General features: G+C 58.2%; 21 protein-coding genes. 5 read left to right on the forward strand and 16 right to left on the reverse strand.

Annotated elements, in window-relative coordinates; translation table 11 throughout:
• Window positions 1–75: 75 nt before the first annotated feature.
• Together RGU70_RS02275 and RGU70_RS02280 are read left to right on the forward strand one after the other, a co-directional pair.
• The gene (locus RGU70_RS02275) at window positions 76–774 is read left to right on the forward strand and encodes a type VI secretion system amidase effector protein Tae4 (RefSeq protein ID WP_322207794.1); all 699 of its coding nucleotides are present in this window, start codon (window positions 76–78) and stop codon (window positions 772–774) included.
• The gene (locus RGU70_RS02280) at window positions 771–1,199 is read left to right on the forward strand and encodes a type VI secretion system amidase immunity protein Tai4 (RefSeq protein ID WP_322207795.1); all 429 of its coding nucleotides are present in this window, start codon (window positions 771–773) and stop codon (window positions 1,197–1,199) included. Before RGU70_RS02275 ends, RGU70_RS02280 begins: the two co-directional genes overlap by 4 nt.
• A gap of 73 nt (window positions 1,200–1,272) precedes the next feature.
• On the opposite strand, the gene nadC is transcribed toward RGU70_RS02280, so the two are convergent.
• From nadC to RGU70_RS02345, 13 genes are all read right to left on the reverse strand, one after another.
• The gene (nadC, locus tag RGU70_RS02285; RefSeq protein ID WP_322207796.1) at window positions 1,273–2,109 is read right to left on the reverse strand and encodes a carboxylating nicotinate-nucleotide diphosphorylase; all 837 of its coding nucleotides are present in this window, start codon (window positions 2,107–2,109) and stop codon (window positions 1,273–1,275) included.
• Between the two features lie 120 nt (window positions 2,110–2,229).
• Entirely contained in the window at window positions 2,230–2,889 is a 660-nt protein-coding gene (gene sctR / locus RGU70_RS02290) for a type III secretion system export apparatus subunit SctR (RefSeq protein WP_322207797.1), read from the reverse strand.
• Window positions 2,882–3,889: a type III secretion system cytoplasmic ring protein SctQ gene (gene sctQ, locus RGU70_RS02295; protein WP_322207798.1), complete on the reverse strand. Its 1,008-nt coding sequence runs from the start codon at window positions 3,887–3,889 to the stop codon at window positions 2,882–2,884. Before sctQ ends, sctR begins: the two co-directional genes overlap by 8 nt.
• Window positions 3,886–4,926 carry an EscU/YscU/HrcU family type III secretion system export apparatus switch protein gene (locus RGU70_RS02300; RefSeq protein WP_322207799.1) on the reverse strand — a complete coding sequence of 347 codons (1,041 nt, stop codon included), beginning with the start codon at window positions 4,924–4,926 and terminating at the stop codon, window positions 3,886–3,888. Before RGU70_RS02300 ends, sctQ begins: the two co-directional genes overlap by 4 nt.
• Entirely contained in the window at window positions 4,919–5,743 is an 825-nt protein-coding gene (gene sctT, locus RGU70_RS02305) for a type III secretion system export apparatus subunit SctT (RefSeq protein WP_322207800.1), read from the reverse strand. The genes RGU70_RS02300 and sctT overlap by 8 nt, the downstream gene beginning before the upstream one ends.
• A gap of 6 nt (window positions 5,744–5,749) precedes the next feature.
• Complete coding sequence (locus RGU70_RS02310) at window positions 5,750–6,307, reverse strand: hypothetical protein (RefSeq protein ID WP_322207801.1); 558 nt, start codon at window positions 6,305–6,307, stop codon at window positions 5,750–5,752.
• Complete coding sequence (locus RGU70_RS02315; protein WP_322207802.1) at window positions 6,304–7,695, reverse strand: FliI/YscN family ATPase; 1,392 nt, start codon at window positions 7,693–7,695, stop codon at window positions 6,304–6,306. The genes RGU70_RS02310 and RGU70_RS02315 overlap by 4 nt, the downstream gene beginning before the upstream one ends.
• Entirely contained in the window at window positions 7,686–8,336 is a 651-nt protein-coding gene (gene sctL / locus RGU70_RS02320; protein ID WP_322207803.1) for a type III secretion system stator protein SctL, read from the reverse strand. The genes RGU70_RS02315 and sctL overlap by 10 nt, the downstream gene beginning before the upstream one ends.
• Entirely contained in the window at window positions 8,315–8,971 is a 657-nt protein-coding gene (locus RGU70_RS02325; RefSeq protein ID WP_322207804.1) for a SctK family type III secretion system sorting platform protein, read from the reverse strand. The genes sctL and RGU70_RS02325 overlap by 22 nt, the downstream gene beginning before the upstream one ends.
• Entirely contained in the window at window positions 8,968–9,750 is a 783-nt protein-coding gene (gene sctJ, locus RGU70_RS02330) for a type III secretion system inner membrane ring lipoprotein SctJ (RefSeq protein WP_322207805.1), read from the reverse strand. The genes RGU70_RS02325 and sctJ overlap by 4 nt, the downstream gene beginning before the upstream one ends.
• A 4-nt stretch (window positions 9,751–9,754) precedes the next feature.
• The gene (locus RGU70_RS02335; protein ID WP_322207806.1) at window positions 9,755–10,183 is read right to left on the reverse strand and encodes a hypothetical protein; all 429 of its coding nucleotides are present in this window, start codon (window positions 10,181–10,183) and stop codon (window positions 9,755–9,757) included.
• A gap of 117 nt (window positions 10,184–10,300) precedes the next feature.
• Complete coding sequence (locus tag RGU70_RS02340; RefSeq protein ID WP_322207807.1) at window positions 10,301–10,498, reverse strand: hypothetical protein; 198 nt, start codon at window positions 10,496–10,498, stop codon at window positions 10,301–10,303.
• A gap of 69 nt (window positions 10,499–10,567) precedes the next feature.
• Window positions 10,568–11,647, reverse strand: coding sequence for a hypothetical protein (locus tag RGU70_RS02345; RefSeq protein ID WP_322207808.1), 1,080 nt, complete (start codon window positions 11,645–11,647; stop codon window positions 10,568–10,570).
• 460 nt (window positions 11,648–12,107) lie between these two features.
• Between RGU70_RS02345 and RGU70_RS02350 the strand changes: the two genes are divergently transcribed.
• From RGU70_RS02350 to RGU70_RS02360, 3 genes are all read left to right on the forward strand, one after another.
• Complete coding sequence (locus tag RGU70_RS02350; RefSeq protein WP_322207809.1) at window positions 12,108–13,049, forward strand: LysR family transcriptional regulator; 942 nt, start codon at window positions 12,108–12,110, stop codon at window positions 13,047–13,049.
• Window positions 13,050–13,115: 66 nt separating this feature from the next.
• On the forward strand, window positions 13,116–14,933 hold the full coding sequence (gene sctC / locus RGU70_RS02355; RefSeq protein WP_322207810.1) for a type III secretion system outer membrane ring subunit SctC: 1,818 nt from the start codon (window positions 13,116–13,118) through the stop codon (window positions 14,931–14,933).
• Between the two features lie 18 nt (window positions 14,934–14,951).
• Complete coding sequence (locus RGU70_RS02360) at window positions 14,952–16,886, forward strand: flagellar biosynthesis protein FlhA (protein WP_322207811.1); 1,935 nt, start codon at window positions 14,952–14,954, stop codon at window positions 16,884–16,886.
• A 71-nt stretch (window positions 16,887–16,957) separates the two neighbouring features.
• On the opposite strand, the gene RGU70_RS02365 is transcribed toward RGU70_RS02360, so the two are convergent.
• The 3 genes from RGU70_RS02365 to RGU70_RS02375 form a co-directional block, all read right to left on the reverse strand.
• The gene (locus RGU70_RS02365; RefSeq protein ID WP_322207812.1) at window positions 16,958–17,230 is read right to left on the reverse strand and encodes a flagellar biosynthetic protein FliQ; all 273 of its coding nucleotides are present in this window, start codon (window positions 17,228–17,230) and stop codon (window positions 16,958–16,960) included.
• On the reverse strand, window positions 17,227–17,748 hold the full coding sequence (locus RGU70_RS02370) for a lytic transglycosylase domain-containing protein (protein ID WP_322210683.1): 522 nt from the start codon (window positions 17,746–17,748) through the stop codon (window positions 17,227–17,229). Before RGU70_RS02370 ends, RGU70_RS02365 begins: the two co-directional genes overlap by 4 nt.
• A 246-nt stretch (window positions 17,749–17,994) precedes the next feature.
• Window positions 17,995–19,125 carry a zinc-dependent alcohol dehydrogenase family protein gene (locus RGU70_RS02375; RefSeq protein WP_322207813.1) on the reverse strand — a complete coding sequence of 377 codons (1,131 nt, stop codon included), beginning with the start codon at window positions 19,123–19,125 and terminating at the stop codon, window positions 17,995–17,997.
• Window positions 19,126–19,134 lie beyond the last annotated feature (9 nt).

Here is a 19,134-nt window from a genome sequence, read left to right on the forward strand (position 1 = left end):
GGATAGAGATGGGAGGGACTAAGTGAGAATCGAGAATCCGACCGGCTGGAGCCTGTCTGGTCATCCTCTGCATTTTTGACGCATCCGAAATTTCCGTTTTATCTTTTTCCTCCGCTACCCACGCAGCCCACCGCCCATGCAAAAATCTGCACCCCCTATTTACTTGCGAGGTGGCAAGCGTATACCGGCAGGCGTAGACCGTTCGCCGAAAATGAAGGCGCGGAAAACACCTGCTTTTCAATCGCCTGTAAGCAAGTTTTTACATTGGAGGATATCCATTTGACCAAACCAGCATTCGTGATGGCATGGGCGGCATCACAAAAGATTTACAGCCCGTCTAATCCGGGTGAAAAAGTGGCACAAATCGTCGGTGGCGAAGTTGCTGCCAATATTCAAGACAAGAAAAATCCCTGGAGAAATACTTGCGCCGTTCGCATGAGCTACATCCTGAACCAGTCCGGTGTGATTATTCCGGCCACACCGGGAAAAACCAAAAAAGGCAGCGACCATCGGCACTATTTTTACCGGGTAAGAGACGTCATCGCCTTCCTGAAATTCCGCTGGGGAGCACCGCAAGTCCTTGCCTATCCACCGGCCGGTGGCCGCTCCTTCGCGGGCAAGAAAGGCGTTATCTTATTTGAAGTGCATGGCTGGACCGATGCCAGCGGCCATGCCACCCTCTTCAACGGAACAAGCTGTTATGACCACTGCTATTTCAACGAGCCGGGCGTGACCTATCGCACAAGTCAGGCGCACTTTTGGCCGCTCAAATGAAAATCTCCCGCACATTGACGGCCTTGGTGCTGTGCTCAACGCTCACCGCCGTTGCCGCCGACACCATGACGGCCGCGCGTCGCACTAACGCAGTGAATTACAAAGACAGGGCGCTGGCCAGCTGCCTGTCTGCGGCCTACAAAGGATCGTCAGCAGGTGAGGATGCGGAGATAAGCAAGAGCGGATTCCTGGAGTGGACCTACTACGATGAGGACAAAGGCAACCCGGCGACCGACCAATTGGTGGAGAGCTATTTGCGCCGGGATTACCGCAATCCGGTAGAAGGCTACGCCCATGCCCAGTTCAATTTACTCAAGTGCCTGGACATGTACCACAGCCAGGAACTCGCTGAGCAGGTGCGCAAGTACGTCCCTCATCCGGACTGGGTAGGTGACACGCCGGTTAAGAAAAAACAGATTCCGTGACTCAAAAAAAATATCCTCCAGCTTTCACCTGAGGATATTTTCCAAACACCAACGCAGTGTGCAAAAAGCCCGCTTACACCGCCTCATCCAAACCAATATCCACGCACACCGCCGCCTGATTAATCTTGCTGGTGGAAATGTAATCCACCCCCGTTGCCGCCACCTCACCGATAGTGCGCAGATCAATCCCGCCCGAGGCTTCCAGCTTGATGCTTCCGCCAACCACAGCGACCGCTTCACGCATGGCCGTGGTCGACATATTGTCCAGCATGATCACGTCCACCTGCGCCGCCAGCGCTTCACGCACCTGCTCCAGCGTTTCGCATTCGACTTCCAGCTTGGTCAGCACCGGCATCTGCCGGCGTGCGCGCTGCACGGCCAACGCGATACTGCCGCAGACGGCAATATGGTTGTCCTTGATCATCACCCCGTTATCCAGCCCGAGCCGGTGATTCAATCCACCGCCGCAAGCGACTGCATGTTTTTCCAGCATACGCAGACCCGGCGTGGTTTTGCGGGTATCGATCAGTCGCGCCTTGGTACCGGCCACAGCCGCCACGTATTTCGCCGTTTCATTCGCGATACCCGACAAGCGCTGCACGATATTGAGCGCGGTGCGCTCCACGGTCAGAATGCTGCGCGCACTGCCACGCACGGTGAGCATGAGCGCGCCCTTTTCCAGCGTCTGCCCGTCGCTCACCAGCACCGCGACTTCCAGCAAGGGGTCGTAACGCTTGAAAATGCGTGCCGCGATATCAATGCCCGCCACAATCAGCGGCTCGCGGGCATGCATGTTGAACGCCCCGGTTTCGCCTGCTTCAATCATCAGCTGCGCGGTCAGATCGCAGTGACCGATATCCTCCGTCAACCACAAGTCGATCAGGCGGTCGGTCTGAAATACGTCGTACATGGTGCCTTACCTTTCATTCGGTGGAAAACCTTGCCTAGGCGACTGCATCAATGCGGCCCCAATAAGCGCATTTGGCAAGGTAACACATGGCTGCGCATGGCACACCAGCATCTGCCCCGATCAAACCCGGTAAGAAAGCACCAGCGCATGAATCAACCGCGACCAGCCATCCAGCGATACGAACAACAGCAACTTGAACGGCACCGATACCGTAGTCGGTGAAATCATTGACATCCCCAGCATCAACAGCACAGTGCCGACGATCAGATCGACCACCACAAACATCATATACAGCACGAAGCCGATCTGAAATGCCTTGGTGATTTCACTCACCGTAAACGCCGGTACGACGACGATGAAATCGTCCTGACTCAACTGCGCCGCCTGCGCCTTGGGCCACAGACTTTGCGCCGACTTGAGAAAAAACTGACGCTCATGTTGCGTGGTGTGATGCATCAGAAACTCATGCATGGGATTTTTTACTGCATCGGCCACAGCCAGCAAATCACGCGTCGTCAGACTGCGGTTAAGCATGCCGCTTTGCTGCAAAACCTGATTGGCCGACATGCCTATCGGTGCCATGACGTACACCGACAAAATAATGGCAATCGCATTGAGCACCATGTTAGGCGGCACCTGCGGCACGCCAAGCGCCGAACGCAGCAAACCGAACACGATCACCAGCTTGGTATAACTGGTCACCATGATGGCCGCAAACGGCGCCAGACCGAGGAGCAGAACAATCCCCAGCAGCGCAATCGGATCGGGCAAATTAGGCATCGCCGTTGCCTTTGAGGCGGGCGATACGCACGGCCAACTGGTCTCCAACCGCGACTAAATCGCCATCGCCAAGACAAGCATCGTTGACATAAATTCTGACCGTGCTGCCGCTGAGGGCCTGACCGACTTCCACGATCTGTCCCGGCGACAGACTTTTGAGCTGACCAAAATTCATCCTCATCTCGGCAATTTCGAAGCGCAGACTGATTTCAAGATCGTCAAAGCTGTCAACGCTACCCATCTCATTGAATGAAGTGCTGTCGTGTGTCATGCGGGTCTCCCTTATATCGAGAATTTCTATCTGATCGTGATGATCTGCCGCTTGCACAGCCCAATTGTTGAGTCCGGCAATTTTTCCGATCAGGATGCGACGGCCATCGATCACCGGATGCGCGTCAATGCGAATCACATCGCCCGGACGCAATGTCCGCGCTTCGCCTATGGCAAGAATCGTATGGCCCAATTCAAAGCGTACGCAAAAAGGAACCGCATCCCAATCCCCGCTGACCCGCCTGGACGGCAGCAAGGCCAGCGCCCGATCCAGGCCGGGCGTGGTATCGAACAGCACCTGCAAGGGCCACGTTTTTTCATTGCGTCGCAAGCGAAGGTGAAGAACGGCCGGATCAGCAAAGGAAGGCCCGCCGCCGGTCGGTGAATCCAGCAATGAAAACGCGGCGCCGTATTGCACCTCAAGGCGAACGACCAAGGCCTCGCAAGCATCGAGCAACAAAATCTGACGCAATGCCTCGGGCATGCACGCCGCCTCCGCTCCCAGGCAATCCGCCTCGAATGCCGGATCAATCGCCAGCCAGCCTTCCTCGCTTCCCAGTCGAAAGCGATAACACAGCGCATTGGCCGACACGTCACCGTCATCGCCCAGCGACAAGCCAAACAGATCGATTACCGCTTCCTGCGCCGACAAGCGCGCCTGACTGATTTTATTTACCGCATTGACCCGATCTGGCGCAATCATGGGCAGCACATGCAGAAGCGTTCTCATGATCGTCCCCCGGCCCAGTCGAACAAGGCCTGCACTTGCGTGAAATGCGGCTCCCCAAGCGGCTGATCAAGCATCACGGCGCGCATGATAGCGTCGGTCAGATAGGCATCTTCACGCATCGGCACCAGCCGCGCTTTGGCTTCCTCTCGGAGGCGCGCGCCAGCCTCGCCCACGCCTTTTGCAATCACCTTGGCGTGAACCCCGCCATCGAAGGCCAGCGCGATGGCGGTATTGCCGCTATGCACTACCGCCGTCGCGAATTGCATACGCTCACGCAAACCGAACAGCAGCGCCTCTCTGGATGCCGCACGGCGCTTGCCCCGGATCAGCGGATCGCCCTGATTTTCCTTCTGTTCCTTGCGCAGTTCGGCGCTGCTCATGCGCTGCTGTTTCATGAACTCGTAGCGCTCGTACAGATAATCGACAAGCGCCATCAGCAGATACACTACTGCCGCCACGGCCAGCAGCGGCGTCAGCCATTGTCCGGCGACATACAACACCGTCCACGGTGAGGCGTAGACCGACCGCACCGGAATGGCCAGTGAATGCGCAAGATAAAAATAACCCGCCGCACCCAACATCACGACCTTAATCAGCATCTTCATGGTATTGACGCCGTTTTTAGCACTGAACAGTTTTTTCATTCCGGCCGCCGGGTTGAGCCGGCTCACATCCGGCTTGATCCGTGAAAAAACCAGCAGACCTCCGACCTGGCACAAAGACCCCACCAGCGCCGCGCATAATGCAACGCCAACAAATGGCAAGACCGATAGCAGCCACACCTGCACTACCTGCTGCACAATTTTTCCCGCATGAAATTCCTGAGCCTGCATCAGCGGCGCTTGCAGTTGCGCCATCCATAAGCTGGCGATACGCGCCACCAGCAAGCCCATCGACAACACCAGCAAGGCCGTCGCACCCACAAATACGACAGCACTTGTCACTTCCGCACTGCGCACCACTTCGCCGCGCTGACGTGCGTCGCGCAAGCGTTTGGCGCTGGGTTTATGCGGTTTATCGCTGGAGGAATCAGCCATGACGAGCTCCGGCATATTGCTGCAACAAGGGCATAAAACCATCTGCACCCGGCAGCAGTGAAGCGAGCATGCCGGTCACCGCTTGCAGCACCGCCTGCAACAGCAGACTCAGCATGAATACCGCCAGCAATGCCTTGAGCGGTTGCGACAGACTGAATACATTCAACTGCTGTGCGAAGCGACCAAGCAAGCCCAGCAACAATTCGGCACCGAGCAACACCAGAATGACGGGGGCAACAAGTCGCACCGTCCAATCGAACATGTTGCCGGTGGCCCCGCCGACCAGGGTCAGCAAAGTTTCATTGCCATTCGGCAGCAAGGCATGCACCGGCCACAGCCGGTAGCTCTCGAAAATGAACCCCAGCAGCAAAGGCAGACCGCCGGCCCCCATGAATCCTGCAATCGCCAGCTGACGCAGAAAATTGCCGGTCGGTCCGCTTTCGTGACCTGACATCGGATCGTAGACTTGCGCATTCGATGCGCCGGTTTGCAGATCGATCAGGAAGCCCACGTTTTCGATCGCCCAAAATATCGTGGAACAGGCGAAGGCAATCGCAATACCGATCACGGCCTCCTTCGCCGCCAGCAACCACCAGCCGATAGTGCCGAACGCCGGCAATCCTTCTGCCATCAGACGCGGAGCGACGAACACGGCGCACATCGCAATCAGTCCGGCCCGCAAAGCACCGCCAAAGATGGCCGGCACAAAGAAAGGCAGCACCACAAACAGCGACAACAAGCGCGGCAAGGCAGAAACAAGCGCACTTAATTGCGCTTGCAATACGACCACTTCGCTGACAGGGGCGGTGGAGAGCATCTGGATTCAGCCGAAGTCCGGCTTCCGATCGGCATCACGATGCGGAAAAATATCTTGTCCCATCACCGCAGAACCATCGCGTGCCTCGACACCCGCCTGATAAGCCTCTTCTCGACCATCCTCCTCACGCGCTTCGGCCAAGGCAAAATCGCTGGCCCGGACCGAGTTCAGCAAGCGTTCTATATTTTCCACGGCGGCATTGAGCTGCGCCCACCGCGCCGCCGCCTCCGACGCAATAGCCTGCGCCTGGCGCAATACTTCCCTTGCCTTTTTTAAGCGATGCTCACCGACCCGCTCCCGTTCCGCATGGACACTGCGCGTCTGCGCAAACAATTCAGCGTCGATACCGGCCCAGCTTTCGCTGCGCTGGCGCGTAAAAAATAACTGTGCTGCGGCCTGACTGTGCGCAGCGATTTCACGGCAAGCGATTTCAGCCGTCTCCAGCGCCTGTTCGGCATACATCACTTGCAAACGACAGGCATTAGCATGCGCACGGGCAACCCGCTCCTTGGATTGGCGCACTCGCCTGAGTTCGCATAAGGTGCGATACATGGCGGTACTCATGCGGCCCCCCGATTCATGGCGGCAGTCGCACGGACAAAGGGAATCGCCGACGAGGTCGCCGCGACATCTCCCGCAGCAAGCGCCAACAACTGCTGTTGCGACCAATCAAAAGCATCCGACTCCTCACTGCGCTGCGCGGCAAACTCCATGATGCGGCTGCGTAACCGGAGCGCCTCGTCGGCCACCGGGTCGGCTCCCTGCTGGTACTCGCCGATTTGCACCAGCAGCTCTATTTCTTCATATTTGGCCAGCAGTTTCCGGACATAAGCGGCCGCATCGACATGCTCACGCGTGACGACATGCTCCATGACCCGACTCAGGCTTGCCAACAGATCGATCGCCGGATAATGCGCGCCAGCAGCCACTTTGCGCGACAAAATGATATGTCCGTCGAGCAAGGAGCGCACCTCTTCGGCCACCGGGTCCTGCTCCAGATCGGCTTCCGAAAGCACCGTATAAAAAGCCGTCATCGCGCCCTGATCGGAACACCCAGCGCGTTCCAGCAACAGCGGCAAAAGAGCAAACAGCGACGGCGGATAAGCGCGTCGGGTCGGCGGTTCACCGGCGGCTAAGCCGATCTCTCTTTGCGCACGCGCGAACCGCGTCAGCGAATCGACCAGCAACAACACACTCCGTCCCTGATCGCGGAAATATTCAGCAATCGTAGTCGCCACGAAACTACACCGCACCCGCTCCAGCGCTGGCCGATCCGAAGTAGCGACCACCAGTACCGTCTTGCGGCGCGTTTCCGGCGACAAGCCATGTTCCAGAAATTCCCGCACTTCACGGCCGCGCTCACCCACCAGCGCGACCACCACGATGTCGGCTTGCGCGCCTTGCGCCAGCATGCCCAACAGCGTGCTCTTGCCGGTTCCGGCTGGCGCAAAAATGCCGATGCGCTGACCGCGCCCGACCGTCATCAGCCCGTCGATAGCGCGCACGCCGGTCGGGAACACAGTGCGAATCATCTCGCGGCGCAGTGGATTGGGCGGCTGGCGCAAGACCGGCAACAAACGCTCGACGCGTATCGGCCCGCCGCCATCCATAGGCTGACCGAAACCATCGATAACCCGCCCCAGCAGCGCCTGTCCCACCGCACAGGTCGGCAACCGGCCGAGCGGCACTACTTCGGTCAGGCAGCACAAACCCTGCGTCGAGCCATAGGCCGACAGCATCGCGGTCTGCCGGACAAAGCCCACCGTCTCCGCCAACAACACCGGCCGACCGGGCGTATGCAGTTCGCATAGTTCGCCGATCTCGGCATGCACGCCGCTGGCATGAATCATCAGGCCGGTCACGCGACTGACCCGACCTCGCGTCTGAAACGAACGGCCTTGCCGCCGCCCTTCCAGTTCCACTTCCAGCTGCTGTGCCGTCGTCATGGGCATGGTGTCCCTCCATTGTCGGGTTGGTGGGAAGATGCATTCGGATCAAGACTGGCGCGCAAGGCAGCGAGCTGCTGGTCTATCCCTACTTCGATCAAACCGATAGAGCTGCGGATACGGCAGGTTTCTTGCGATATGTCGGGATCGGCTTCGACATGCATCCTGACGTCGCGATGCTGTCTGGCGCACCACGCGTCGGCAGCCAGCTGCGCTTCGTTCAGGCGCGTGGGAGCCACCAACAGTGATAGCAGCGGCTCTTCCGCAATCAGATGCGCTATTTTTTCCAGCGCGGTGTTCAACAACTGCACCGGATCGGCGCTGTGCAACATTTCCCTGACGGCATCCACCACAATGTTGGCCACTGTCGTGTGCAAGCCTAATAACTGCGCATGCGAATCAAGCGCGAGAGCGTTCAATCGTGCGCAGTAATCGCGCTCAGCTCGCGCCAGTCCTTCCTGATAGGCCTGCGCCACGCGACGCGCATATTCCTCGCTGGCAGCCTGCGCCAGACGACGCGCCTGCGCCTGCGCTTCGTTCAGAATATCGCCGGCGTCAAGAATCGCGCCATAGTCGCCGGGCCGCAGAACCTTGCGGTCACTGACAATTTTGCCGTGGTCGGTACTTAATAAAATAGCCAGTCCCATGCGGGAATCTCCTCGGGAATCAGACACATCAGACACAACTCGGTCGCCAGACTTTGTTCTTCCGCAGAAAAAGACACGCGCGTATCGACCGGGACACTGCGCGCATATTTCAGGCGCGTGCGCGTGACGACAGGAATGCCCTCGCCTTCGGCAAGCGTCAGCAACATGCGCCTACCCAGCGCGGCGCACAGCAAGCGCAATGAGGGCAGCGATAAAAATGGCACCTCTTCCGCTAGCGTCGCCACGGCCGCAAACGCCACGGACGGACAACGCACCGCAACCAGTGTCGTCAGGCGACGACCAAAGCCATCGTGCAAAAAAGCGAGTCGCCCGGCTCCTGCCAGATCGAGCACATACGACTGAAAAAACAATAATCCGAGCGCCGTTGCCAGCACCTCCAGCACGTCTCCCGGCAAGAGAAAAAGCCGTCGCGCAGGGGAGGAAAAATTAAACTCATAACAATGACTCAATCCGTGCTGCGCGTTCAACATCGCCGCCAGACGTTTCACACCAGCAGTGCGAAAGGCTGTCGGTTGCCGATACATGGCGGGCCAGTCATCGGCGTACCAGCTTTCATGCACATAGGTTTCCGGCCGGAAGTTGAACTGATGCACCAGTGTTTCGAGTTGGCTCATGGCGTGTCCTGCATGTGTTTTTTAGAGACGCGGGCATGCCACGCCAGTCGCAAATCGGCCAGCCCATCACGCAAGCCACCTGCGTGGCGCAAGAACAAGAGCGCCGCGCCGACCAACATGCCGAGCAGAAAGGCACCGCCGGCCCACGCCAGCCGACTTCTGGTGGCAATGCCGGTCCCGCTACTCAGTGCGACCGCGCCCTGCGGGCGCAGCGCAGGCACCAGCGTGAGCGAGACATTGTTTTCCGTGAGTCCTTCGATGCTGTGCGCGACCAGCTCCTTGATCATTGGCGACAGAGGTGCGAGATCGACTTCCGGATTGAATTTGATGAAGACGCCGGCACTCGCTGCTTTCTTGACATCGCTCAGCGGATCGTTTGCCGGCAAGGCGACATGCACGTCGGCAGCGATCACACCGTCGATGGCACGCAGGGAGCGCGCCAGTTCTTGCGAGAGACCATAGATGTAACGCATGCGCTCTTCGGCCGGTGTGGCGATCATGCCCTGCGTTTTGAACAACTCACCCAAATTGGAAAATTGTTCCCCCGGCAAACCGTTATTGCGCAATATGCCGAGCGCTTGCAAGGCCTGTCCATCATCCACGCTGACCGACCAGCTTTTGCCGTCAGTGATTTTTTCTGCATTGATGCCCTCCTGCCCGAGATGAACTACGGCGGCATTTGCATCGCGCTCACTGAGGCCGGTGTAGATATCCTCCTTGCATCCCATCAATAGCAGGGGCAAGGACAAAAGCAAAGCGGGACGGAAGAGGGATGACATAGCATCAGCCTTGATTTTTGAGCAAAGCGCCGAAGAAATTATTCGCCGCTCCCACCACGCCGTTAGCGATGCTGATCTCGGCAGAGATCTGCTGCATCTGCGCATTGACGTCCGTGATTTTCCACATGGCCATCAAAGGATCATTGAAATCGATGCTCTGTATCATGGTCTGCGCACGATCAATCGCAGCATGCAAATCCTCACTCAGTTTGACGCCCTGCTCCGCCAGATGCGCCGAAAGATCAACATGCGGCTGCGCCACCGGGAAACCTGTGTTGCCGCTTTCCTGGGCCGTCTGTTGCGGCGGTGCGCTCAAAGTTAACGTCGACGTTGATGTCAGCGTTGATGCCGACAATTCTGACGCTGCCATATCGGCCATGTCGGCCATCTCCGTCATCGCCACCTTGCCCACTGCTTGCGTAGCCTCAATCATGTGCCACCTCGCTCAAGAACAATTCATCAAAAAATATTGCCGCTGTTATTCACTTGCTTGCTGCTGTTGCCGGTCCATCTTGCGACCGACAACAGCAAGGACATTACCGACAAGGACTTAGGCCGGATTAAGGCGTCCCATTTTTTTACCGATGCTGGACGCCATTTCGCTCATCATGTCGTCGACACCTTGCTTGAGCTGATTTTTGGCTTTTGCCTCACCCCACTTTCGATTGATCTCCGTAAGTTGATCCAGGTTTTGTATGCCCTGATCCACGCTGGCAGCGGCGTCTGCTGTTGAAGAAGATATGGCCATTTGTCTCTCCTGATTAAATACACGCAACATAAAAACGGCGTCGGGACTGTCCCGGGCCGACCCTGCGCGCTACAAGCGCGAAGCTGAAACAGGGGATGCGGCGACACCCATCGGTAGTCGCAAAATTTCATCGGCACGATGAAATTCAATCTCGTTGGGCTGGATGCGCACGACCAGCGTTCCGTCTGCAAATCGCCCCCCCTCATAATATTTATCGCCCGCAGCGCTGAGCAGATACTTGTCGCCGCCGGCACCGAAATACACCGATTGCAGCGCCGGAATATCACGCCCTGCCACAATCATGCGATCGCGCGGCAAGCGTAATTCGGGCGGTGGATATGCGACCTGCACCGCCATATCGAACCCCGACGTGCTGCGATAAGTTTTGATGCGCGACTCGACCGCTCTATCCACCGCCATCCCGCTCAACACCAAGCGGCCGTGACCGGCGTACTGCACGATCACACCCGATCCGCGAAAATAATTTCTGGCGTGTTCCAGCACATCCTCCACCGAGTGCACCGCACCGATGCTCAGCTTGCGATAAGCGTGCGGCAACTCCTGGAGCTCGCGCATTTCAGCGTTGGTATGAACGAATCCTTCGATCACATGATCGTCATCGCGCTGCACTACGTGGACATCAGGAAAGCGGCTCCTGATCGCCGCTTCATCGACATCTTGCCGGCGGTCGTACCATTGATAGGCCGTCAACGACAACAGTGTCAGCAGGAAAGCGGCGACCACTACGGCCAGCATCGGCGCAGACGGCAGACCATCGATCCAGCGCCTGCTGCTACGGTTTCTGACCGGAAAATCCATGAACCGGAATTCATAGTCCCCCACCGCAATGCGGTCGGCATCGGCCAGCATGCGGCGTCCGGCACTTAATTTTTCGCCATTCAACATCACCTCAACGCCCTCGCTCGCGAGCACGGTTGCCGCCGTTTCTGCGCAGACCAGTGTGAATCCCTGCTCTGGAAATTTCTCGTCGCGAATCATCAGGCCGCACTGTTGCGCACTGCCGATTTGCGTGCTGCCCAAGCCCAGCCAGACCGAACGCACGGTCCGCTCACGCCAGCGAATCCGCAGCGCACGGCGACGGCCTACTGCGCTTGTCATGCCGGTCTCGGTTGCAGAAACAGCGTTCATGTGATTTCCGATCTGGTAGTGCGGTGGAAGCGCGGACAAGGAAATAGGCGCACACCTCAATCGCGCTTTGTTGGAATAAAGATTAGCAACAATGAATCGACTGTCGATGGAATTAAATTCCACACCACCGCGACATTTCCGGGCGACATCACGGCAGATTGGCACAAAAGAAAAACGATTCGCCGCCAATAATTCAAGTACGAGTTTTGGGATTTTTGTTCATGCGGGGTGATCAATGCGACATCACTTGTGCCTAGAATGTATTCGAGATTATTTCAATAAAAATTCTGTATTACGGCATTTGCCCGGGCGGGATTTTGCGAAATAAGCAGTCTGCTCATCACAGGCAATCCGTCCTGATTTATGCCATGCAGAAGCTCGGATGGCATGTGGCGAGCAAGGCCCGCTCAAGACAAGAAGCACCGTAGCCCAAGCAGATGTTCTCTCGATAAAAGGACGCATGATGACCTTGCAACAATTACGCGCGCTGGTGGCTATCAACGACGAAGGCTCGCTCAACCATGCAGCGGAACGTGTGTTTCTCACCCGCTCGGCAATCAGCAAGTGCGTGAAAGAGCTGGAGAGAAGCGTGGGCATCGAACTGTTCGACCGCACGCCCAAGGGGCTGCTGCCCAATTGCTATGGCAAGACGCTGCTCACGTTTGCCTACGGCATTCTGGAAAATGTGGCCGCTGCCCGTCATAGCATCGACGCACTGCGCAAGCAGCAAGTGTGGGAACTCAACGTCGGCGTTACTCCATTGACCAGCCTGCTGCCGCTACTGGCAGAAAGTTGCGGTCGTGTCTCCGAAACCAGCAACGGTTCACATCTGGTGCTGCATGAAATTTCCGCCGACGAAGCCGCGCGCAAAGTGTCGCAGGGGCTACTCGATTTCGCCCTGACCGGTGCGGTTCCGCAGGCGTTTCCCGATCTGGAAATCCATCCCATCTGCGATCTCAAGTGCGTCGTCGTGGTGCATGCGTCCCAACAGACCGTCCTCGCCGATCACTCCGCATCCCGGGCCGGATCAGGCTCGCTGTCGCGCTGGGTCATGGTCGATGAATGCGTGAGCGATCCATCGATTTACATGCGCTATGCGGGCTGCGCTACCGCTGCCCCCAATATCGTCAATTGCGCATCGATGGGATTGGCGCTGAATCTGGCGCAGACCTCGCATGCGGCGATGATCGTTCCGGAACGTCTGCTTGCCGAGCATCCGCTGCGCGAACAATTCACCGTTGCTGTCAGCGGCGCCGAAGTGCCGTCCACGCCAATCAATATGCTGGTAAAAAAACGCAGCGCGCTCAATCCTGCCGCCACCCGACTGTATGAAGACATCATGCGCAGTTTTAGCGCATGGAGCGGAATCGGACACGCTAAAACCTGCGCTGCTGCTCATTAAATAACATCCGCCAACACCAGCCAGCACGATTGAGCACAAGGAACGAATAAAAATACGGAGGCCTATATGTCTACGCAAGCGGTGTCAGAAAAATCCACGGTAAAGAAAATCACGCTCAAAAAGATACATGCGCTTGCATGGGGAATCGGATTCACCGTCTGGATTGGCATGGCCTCCTCTCAGGCAGAAACGCTGAAATGGGATGGTCGCCCTTTCGATATCGTCGCGCAGCAGGAATCGGTAGCGACGTTTCTGCGACAGCTGGCTTCGGCGCAAAATACCGTCGCCATTATCAGCAGCAAAGCGGGCGGCACGGTCAGCGGCCGTTTCCACGAATCCGCCCGTACCATCCTCGAACGCACCTGCGCAGCCAATAATCTGGTCTGGTTTTACGACGGCACCTATCTTTACATCGATGCCGCAGAAGAAGTACGCAGCGAAGTCCTCAACCTCTTCCCCGGCAGCGATGCGCAAGTACTGACTGCGCTCGGCAAGCTGGGGCTGCGCGATAACCGGTTTGCATTACGACTCGATGCGCACACCGGCAGTCTGTATGTAGCCGGACCGCCGCACTATATTGAAACCGTCAAGCAGGTAGTAACCAGCGCTTCGCGTCCCGGCTCGCCGGACGATCTGGACGTCGCCGTGATACCGCTGCGCTATGCCAATGCGGCCGACATCAAGATCAATCGCAACGGACAGGAAATCGTCTTGCCCGGCATGGCCGCCAACCTGCGAAAAATTTTCCGCGGCGGCAGCGATAGTCCACCCGGTGCCGCCTCAAGTTACGACCGACGCACCGACTTCGCACCCTTGCCGCCCTTTCCGCGTCTGGGTCATAACCGGCGGCTGCAAATGCACTCGGGCGAAACGGTGGATGTGCCCAAGATTGACATCGGTAACGGGCCGCTACCTTCCGCGCCGGAACCACGCACTGGCGACGCCGAAGTGATTGCCGACAGTCGCACCAACTCGGTGATCGTGCGCGATACCGGCCGTCGCATGCCGCTGTACCGCAGCCTCATCAAACAGCTCGACGTGCGACAGCGGCTGGTCGAACTGGAATTGTCGATCGTCGATATTTCTTCCAACGATCTCGACATGCTGGGCATAGACTGGCAAGGCGCACGCGGCGCGGTGGCGGGCGGGTTTAATAATGGCGACGCGGGAGCAACGCTGACGCAAAATGTTCTCACGGTGCAAATCGGCAGTTCGCTGCGCAATTTTTTCCTCGCCCGCATCAAGGCGCTGGAAGGTGCAGGCAAAGCCAGCTTCGTGGCCTATCCGAAAGTGCTGACCTTCGACAAATCGGAAGCCTATCTCGACAGCAGTCAGGATATGTTTGTCAAAGTGAGCGGCTTTCAGGACGCCTCTCTGTACCGCATCAATGCCGGCACCAGCGTGCGCATCACGCCGCAATTAGTGGAAGAAGCCGGGCTTAGCAGCGATGGACGCGACCGCACTGCGGTGCAGGTGGCGCTCACCATCGGCGACGACAGCGTGAGTAACGATGGCGATCCCGAACTCACGCCTTCGGTTCGCCGACGCACCATCGCCACGCAGGCGCGCATCGATGAAGGCAAGAGCTTGCTGATCGCCGGTTTCAAAACGGATGAATCGAATAACACCCGTTCCGGCGTGCCATATCTTTCCAAAATTCCGCTGCTGGGTGGGCTGTTCCGTTACAGCAACCGCTCGCATGCGGCAATGGAACGCTTCTATCTGCTTACGCCACGACTGGTCGACATGCCGCCGTCCGACCCGCGCGCCGCCGGCGGCATTCCTGGTCCGATGTCGGTGCCGTCGGCGGTCCCCTTGCCGCGAGAGATGCTCGCACCAGTCTTCAGGCCAGTGGAGATAACGCTGCCGCAAAACGCCTCTTAATCTCCGAAGGAGAACCCCATGCCATCGGTCAAACTCGGCCCATCCAGACCGCGCATGAATGCGGCCGGCTACCTGTCGCTGATGGTCAATAATTTCGACGTCGCGCTCGGTGTCTTTGTGGCCGTCGTAGTCACGCTGTTCGTGCTGCCGATGCCCACGTTCATGCTCGACGGCATGATCGTGGCGAATCTGGCGGCCAGTCTTACTCTATTGACACTCACGCTGTATGTGCCGCGAGCGCTGGATCTGGCGACGCTGCCGGCGCTGCTGCTGTTGACCACCTTGTTTCGTCTCGCGCTCAACATCGCCTCCTGCAAACTCATCTTGCTCAATGGTGAAGCAGGTCGCGTGATTCAAACTTTCGGGCATCTGGTCGTGGCCGACAACGTGGTGGTCGGCGGCGTGGTGTTTACGGTGATTGCGATTGTCCAGTTTGTGGTGATTGCCAAAGGCGCGGAACGCGTGGCTGAAGTCGGTGCGCGCTTTTCGCTGGACGCCATGCCAGGCAAACAAATGAGCATCGATGCCGACCTGCGCGCCGGCATCCTCTCCACCGACGAGGCCCGCGCAAAACGCCGCGCACTGGAAGAAGAATCGCATCTGCACGGCGCGATGGACGGCGCCATGAAATTCGTCAAAGGCGACGCCATCGCCGGCATCATCATCGCGCTCATCAATATTCTTGCCGGTGTGGCAGTGGGCGCGATCACGCGTGGCATGTCGGTCAGCGATGCCTTGCAGCACTACGCCATCCTCACCGTCGGCGATGGCATGGCGTCGCAGATACCGTCGCTGCTGGTGTCGATCGCGGCCGGCATCATCATCACGCGCAGTGCGGCACCAGCGGGAGACACCAGCAACCTGGGCCAGCAAATCGGCCGCGAACTGCTGTCGCAACCACGAGCGCTGTTGGCGGCGGGCGGTGTGGTGTTGTCGTTCGCATTGATACCGGGCTTTCCGCACTGGGCATTTGTATTGTTTGGCGGCAGCCTGCTGACTTGCGGACTGGTGTTGCTGCGACAACCGCCGCGCCAACCGGATGCCACCGTGTTGTTTGAAAGCGATCTCCTCCGGCAGTCCGAGAGCGGACTGCTCGAACCGGTGTGCCTCATCGTGGAGGCAAGCCGGAAAACAGAATTTCCCGCAGAGTCGCTCAACAGTGCCTTGCTCGTAGCGAAGCAGCAGGTCATGCAGCGTCTGGGACCGGTCTTCCCACGCATCGGTCTGTCTTATCGCGCCCTGCCGGAGGGCATCACTTACCAGTTGCGTGTGCAGGATGTGGTGCAAGCGCAGGGTCGTCTGGCAGCGGAACCATCGCCCGCGCATACCGATGCCATTGGCGCGCAGGTAGTGCAACTGATTGGCGAACACGCCGCTGCCTTCATCGGCATTCAGGAAGTGCAGGCGCTGGTGCATCGCTGCCAGCGCGACTATCCTGAACTGGCAGCGGAAGTAAGCCGGGTCGTACCCGCAACACGCATGGCCGAAGTGCTGCAACGACTATTGCGCGAAGGCATTCCGATTCGTGATCTGAAAACCATTTTCGACAGCCTGGCTGTCTGGGCGCCAGTGGAGCAGGACATCATCATGCTGACCGAGTTTGTGCGCATGGACATGAAGCGCTATATCAGCGCCGCCTGCACCGGAGCCGACCGCACACTGGCGGCGATCGTGCTTTCTCCTGCGCTCGAAGACCTGATACTGCATTCAATAGAACGCACGCCACACGGCAATATTGCGCGCCTCGATGAAGAGACCACACAGCGTATCCGCGATAGCATCGCCGGCATCCTCGCCGCACCGGACAACGCGCACGCGACGGTCATCGTACCGGCAGAAATACGACGCTACGTGCGCAAACTGCTCGAAGGATCGACGGCAGAGACGATGGTGGTGTCGTATCAGGAACTGGAGTCGGATGTCCGCCTGAGAACTGTCGGCGTAGTAGAGTAATCCCTTGTGGAAGCGGCCGTGTGCGGCCTAGTGCAGCATTAGTGCAGCATTAGTGCAGCATTAGTGCAGTATTAGTGCAGCATCAGCGCAGGCAAGGAATCCAGTATCAGCATGCCGTAATTCAAGACTTTGGTCGCCGCCCAGCCGCCCGCCACACCCAGCGCAATCATGACCGCCAGCAGCCGCGCCGACTGGCCGATAGCCTGATCCTGGATTTGCGTCACTGCCTGCGCAATCGCCACCAGCAAGCCCACCACCGTGCCGGCGATCACAAACGGCATGGCCACGCTCATCACCACCAGCAAGCCCTGCCGGGCGATATCGATCACGGAAAGGGGATTCATGGATGCTCTCCTGCTATGGCCAACGTCGGTGCAGCGGCTGGCGGCATCAAGGATTGTTGAGGGCGCATCGCATAACTCTCATAACTCTCATTACTCGCATAGCGCATGGCGAGAATATCCATGATGCGTTGCGCATAGCGATCGCGCAGCAGCGGCGTTTCGGAGTGATACGCGCCGATGGCACGCCAGGTGTTGCCGTATTTATTCATCATCCGGCGCACGCGCCATGCCGCAATGAACACATTGCTGCATGCCTGTTTGACGTTCTCCTGCGTAATGCCATAGCGCTCGAGTTCGGCAAAATGCACGGAGTTGATCTGCATGAGTCCATAGTCGGTGGTGCCGTTGGCATTGCGATGCATGGCCACAGGATTGCCGCCCGATTCCACCCGGGCAATGGCGCGTAACACCTCAGCATTGACCTGATGATAACGAGCGGCAGCATCGAAGCAATCGGCCTGCGCTGTTTGCGGCCACCAGACCCCCGCCAGCAAAGCGGTCTGAATAGCCACCGCCATGACAGGCTTGCGGATACTGAAGATCGTCATATTGCCTCGCCTTCCCTTGCCTTGCTTCACGTCCCTATGCGCTGCTTTTCACTCACGTGCTACCTTTCACGCACTTATGCAGCCATTATAAAAATACCGTCCCGCGTGCGGAGTGAATAAAATTCCCCACGCAGAACGACCAACAGCAGGTATAAAAAATGACGCAGCCCTACGGCCGCGCCATTCACAGAAATCACACCGGTAATTACACCAGACTCAATCGAATATGATGACCTGCCGTACCGCTTCGCCGGAATGCAAACGGTCGAAGCCTTCGTTGATGTCTTCGAGTCGCAGACGGTGCGACAGCAACTGATTGATCGGTAGCCAGCCATGCTGAAACAATCGCACATAGCGCGGCAGATCGCGTGAAGGAACGCAGGTGCCGATATAACTCCCTTTGACGGTCCGTTCTTCAGCCACCAGATTGACCATGGGCAGAGGGAAGGTGGCATCCGGCGGCGGCAAACCGCCGGTAATCGTGGTGCCGCCGCGCCGCGTGACGCGGTAGGCCGTATCGAAGGCGCGCACCGAACCGGCAAATTCGAAGACATGATCCAGCCCCCCTTCGGTGGCCTTGCGCACCGCCTCGACGCAAGCAGGGTCGCCGCCATCAAACGCTTGCGTCGCGCCCAGCTTCAAGGCCAGTTCACGTTTTTCGGCAGACAAGTCGATAGCCACCACTTCACGCGCACCGGCAGCGATCGCACCGATCACCGCCGCCAGCCCGACGCCACCCAGGCCGACCACCGCGACCGATTGGCCGGCCCGTACCTGCGCGGTATTGACCACTGCGCCAACACCGGTCAACACGGCGCAACCGAACAGGGCCGCATGTTCAAAAGAAACCGTCGGGTCCAGCCGGACTAAGGAGCGTCGCGAGACCACGGCATATTCGGCAAAAGCAGAACAGCCGACATGATGGTTAATCGGCTCGCCGCCAAGACTGCTGAGCAAGCGCGAACCGGACAACAGCGTTCCGTTGCCATTGGCAAGCGCGCCGGGTTCGCATAAGGCCGGCCGTCCTTCGCAACAAGGGCCACAGTGGCCGCAACTAGGCACGAACACCAGCGCCACATGATCGCCGGGCTGCAAGTCGGTCACACCGCCACCGACCTGTACGACTTCTCCCGCGGCCTCATGGCCCAGCGCCATCGGCAAAGGTCGCGGCCGATCGCCGTTGATTACCGATAAATCCGAATGGCATAAGCCCGCCGCCCGTATTCGCACCAGCACTTCATCGCGTCCCGGCGGTGCAAGTTCAATTTCCTCGATTTTCAGCGGGCGCGAATCTTTATAAGGGTAGGGCAAACCCATGTGACGCAGTACGGCGGCGCGAATTTTCATGACGGGCAG

Source organism: Herbaspirillum sp. RTI4 (assembly GCF_034313965.1).
Classification (GTDB): domain Bacteria; phylum Pseudomonadota; class Gammaproteobacteria; order Burkholderiales; family Burkholderiaceae_D; genus Herbaspirillum.